Source organism: Trichocoleus sp. ST-U2, assembly GCF_039961875.1.
Classification (GTDB): Bacteria; Cyanobacteriota; Cyanobacteriia; order Cyanobacteriales; family FACHB-T130; genus FACHB-T130.
In genome coordinates this window covers 1-3,985 of sequence record NZ_JAMPJY010000096.1, presented here as the reverse complement: position 1 = coordinate 3,985, position 3,985 = coordinate 1, and the positions used below count along the sequence as shown (strand labels likewise).

Annotated in this window: 3 protein-coding genes; 2 read left to right on the top strand and 1 reads right to left on the bottom strand. The window is 48.6% G+C overall.

Annotated features, from left to right (window positions below; genetic code table 11):
• On the bottom strand, positions 1-184 hold a 184-nt coding region (locus NC996_RS28135; RefSeq protein ID WP_190681442.1), incomplete at its 3' end, for an IS630 transposase-related protein.
• A gap of 145 nt (positions 185-329) precedes the next feature.
• On the opposite strand from NC996_RS28135, the gene NC996_RS28130 reads away from it, so the two are divergent.
• Together NC996_RS28130 and NC996_RS28125 are read left to right on the top strand one after the other, a co-directional pair.
• Positions 330-593, top strand: a complete 264-nt coding sequence (locus NC996_RS28130) for a helix-turn-helix transcriptional regulator (RefSeq protein ID WP_190673984.1) — start codon at positions 330-332, stop codon at positions 591-593.
• Positions 586-3,729: a PAS domain S-box protein gene (locus NC996_RS28125; RefSeq protein WP_190681439.1), complete on the top strand. Its 3,144-nt coding sequence runs from the start codon at positions 586-588 to the stop codon at positions 3,727-3,729. Before NC996_RS28130 ends, NC996_RS28125 begins: the two co-directional genes overlap by 8 nt.
• Positions 3,730-3,985: the final 256 nt, after the last annotated feature.

Below are 3,985 nucleotides of genomic sequence, written 5' to 3'. Positions count from 1 at the left end.
CCCCATACCCTTGTTGATATCCCTTCTTGGCTCTATAATCTCCCGTTTCTTCTCTTTTGTTAAGCCATAAGTTTATTGTATTTCGACTAATGTTGAAGATTTTACTAGCTTGGGTTTTTCCCATTCCTCCATCTATTGCCCCTATTACTTTTATTCTCACGTCGTAACTGTAGGGAGCGGGCATTTTTTTCTCCTGTTCACTCCTTTCTATTATTTCCTAACCCTTGCTTCGCTTGCTATATTGCAAAGGTTCTGTCTATTGATAGGTAGAAGGTCAGTTATAACACTTGGTATAGTTAGTGAGAATATAACTTGATGGCTTGTGCTTCATGCCTGTAATTGACCAGTCCGACCTAACCTCTCTCGTGCGGGAAACGCGGCAACGTCTGGAACTCTCACAAACCAAGTTTGCACAGAAGCTAGGGGTTTCATTTCAGAGCGTTAATCGTTGGGAGAATGGGCGGACTAAGCCCTTGCCGATTGCGTTGAAGCAGATTGAACACTTGCTGCATCAGATGGGCGATTCTGGCAAAGATTTGCTCGTCAAATACTTCTCAAAGACGTCTGGAAGTGAGGAGGAGACCCATGAATGATAGCCTCCACAGCTCTGACTCGGATTTGGCAAAAAAAGATTCACTTCAAAGTTCGCAGGGAATTCCTGAAACGGCGTGGCGTCAAAGCCAGGAGTTTAATCAGCAGCTCCTCGACAGTAGCGATGACTGCATCAAAGTATTTGACCTAGAAGGGCGAATTCTATTCATGAGCCAAGCGGGGCAAGTGCGGCTGGGCATTCGGGATATAACCCCCTTCCTCAACACGTCTTGGGCAGAATTTTGGCAAGGAGCAGTAAAACAAGCAGCAATTGAGGCGATCGCTAAAGCAAGAAACGGCGAAGTTTGTACCTTTCAAGGAGCTTGTTTAACACTCAACGGCGAACTCAAATGGTGGGATCACAAAATTAGCCCGATTCGAGAGGCTAATGGGCAAGTGGAGCGATTGTTGTGCATTTCACGGGAGATCACGGAACACAGGCTCATGGAACTCGCCGTGCGCGAATCGGAAGCAAAATACCGTACGTTGTTCGAGTCAATCGACCAGGGCTTCTGCATCTGTGAAGTGCTGTTTGATGAGAACGATGAACCGATTGACTATCGATATCTGGAAGTGAATGCGGCATTTGAACGGCTAACCGGATTGGAGCAAGCGAGTGGTAAAACGATGCGGGAACTGGTTCCCAATCATGAAGCCTACTGGTTTGAGATTTATGGCAGCCTTGTGCGAAACCGGGAACCCGTTCGCTTTGAGCAGCAAGCGAGTGCAATGAACCGTTGGTTTAATGTCAACGCCTTTTGCATTGGAGCGCCACAAAGTCATCAATTTGCTGCTTTATTTACCAACATTACCGAGATAAAGCGCATCGAAGCCGAACGGCAAAAAGTGGAGCAGGAACGCGATCGCTTTCTGGCGCTTGGGTCAGATTTGCAAGTGATTATGAGCAGCCACGGGTATTTTCACTGGGTCAGCCCCGCCTTTGAGCGCATTCTCGGCTGGACACCGGACGAAATGACCTCCCGCCCCTGGACTGATTTTCTGCATCCAGACGATATTGTCGCATCGGTCGGGGAAAGCGTCAGCGTGTTATCTGGCTCCGAAACGTTGGCATTTGAAAACCGCTATCGGCACAAAGAGGGCGACTACCGTTGGTTGCTCTGGAGAGCGCAGCCCCACTTAGAAGAACGGGTGCTTTACGCAACGGCGGTAGATATCACCGAGCATAAACAGGCAGAAGTCGCCCTGCGCCAATCTGAAGAACACTATCGCCGGTTGTTTGAGTCGATCGACGAAGGCTTTTGCACCGTTGAAGTGCTATTCGATGCGGATGGCAAGCCGGTTGATCACCGCATTTTGCAAGCGAATCCCGCATTCGAGCGGCAATCCGGCATTGCCAACCCAGAAGGCAAAACAGCAAGCGAACTCGCACCGCGACTGAAACAATATTGGAATGACCTCTACGCACAAGTCATTCACACAGGTGAGTCTATTCGCACTGAAGTGCGATCGGATGCACTCTCACGCTGGTTTGACGTTTTGATTTCGCGGGTCGGCGATGCCGCAATGCACCAGGTGGCAATCGTGTTTACCGACATCAGCGATCGCAAACAGGCAGAAGCCACAATTAGGCAACGGGAGGCGCAATTTCGCCAGCTCGCGGACGCGATGCCGCAACAGGTTTGGATAACCGATGCTGGAGGTAACACGCAATATGTGAATCAGCAATGGACTACTTATACCGGACTGACCCTAGAGCAGACTCAAGACATTTACTATGCGCTTCAAGTAATTCATCCCGATGATTTTGAGATGACGAGTGAAATGTGGAGGACTGCGCTTGCCACAGAAATACTTTATCAAGTTGAATTTCGCTTGAAACACTGGGCTACTCAGACCTATCGTTGGTTTCTCTCGCGGGCGATCCCTATTCGTGATGAGCAGGGACAAATTGTACAGTGGTTTGGCACTAGCACAGACATCGAAGAGTTTAGACGCGCCCAGGCTGAACGAGAACAGCTCTTACAGCAAGAACAAATCGCACGCGAAGCCGCCGAGAACGCTAATCGGATCAAAGATGAATTTCTGGCGGTGCTGTCTCATGAACTGAGAACGCCCCTCAATCCAATTTTGGGTTGGTCAAAACTCTTGCAGAACGGCAAGCTAGATGCCGCCAAAACCCAGTTGGCATTAAAGACAATTGAGCGTAATGCCCAACTACAAGCAGACTTAATTGAAGATTTGCTGGATGTGTCCCGAATTCTCCAAGGCAAGCTCAACCTGAATGTCAGTTCGCTCAATCTGGTCTCCATCATTCAGGCGGCGATGGAAACGGTACGGCTAGCAGCAGAAGCGAAGTCAATCCAAGTCGAGGCAAGCTTTGACCTGGATGTGGGTCTGGTTCAGGGAGATTCCGCTCGGTTGCAGCAAGTGATTTGGAATCTGCTCTCTAATGCGGTCAAGTTCACACCGGCAGGTGGACAGGTGAACATTCGGTTGGAGCGCCTTGACTCTCATGCCCAGATTACAGTCAGCGACACTGGGCAGGGAATTGAATCGGACTTTCTGCCCTATGTGTTTGACTACTTTCGCCAATCTGATGCCACCACAACCCGAAATTTTGGTGGGCTGGGATTAGGGCTAGCGATCGCGCGAAATTTAGTCGAATTACATGGGGGGACGGTCGGAGTTGAAAGTCTAGGGGCTGGGTTGGGTGCAACCTTTGCCGTCAAACTTCCACTTATGCCTATACAGGCAACTGCCAATCAGAACGGTCAATCATCAGAGCCAGATTCTGATTTAAACGGGATTCAAGTGTTAGTTGTGGATGATAAACCGGATTCACGGGAGTTTGTAGCGTTTGTGTTAGAACAAGCGGGAGCAAAGGTCATGACCGCAACGACTGCTGCTGAAGCTTTGACAATGCTCATGCAATTCAAGCCAACTGTGCTGCTCAGTGACGTTGGAATGCCTGATATGGATGGCTATACGCTGATGCAACAGGTGAGAGCTTTGCCAACCGAGCAAGGCGGACAAGTTTTAGCGATCGCTCTGACTGCCTACGCTGGAGACTTTAACCAGCAACAAGCACTAATCGCTGGATTTCAACAACATCTCTCAAAACCCATAGAACCAGATAGCTTAGTCAGGGAGATATCACGTTTACTCAATCACACCTAATGCTAGCAATCCGACTGCAATTAATTTTCTATGCTATTTGTACCCTAACTCTTATACCTGGGGTATTTTTTTCTCCTGTTCTACAAACAACCGTTTATGAGACAATTCTTGGGAGTTGACACTGCGTACCTCAAACTCAGTGTTATAGCAGTCGAAGCATAGATTAGGACCTTAGGCGAACGGCTGTATCTACTCGTTCGCGAAAATCTTCGATAGTCCCAAGCGATTTTCTGACTCGATTTTTAATCGGAAACCA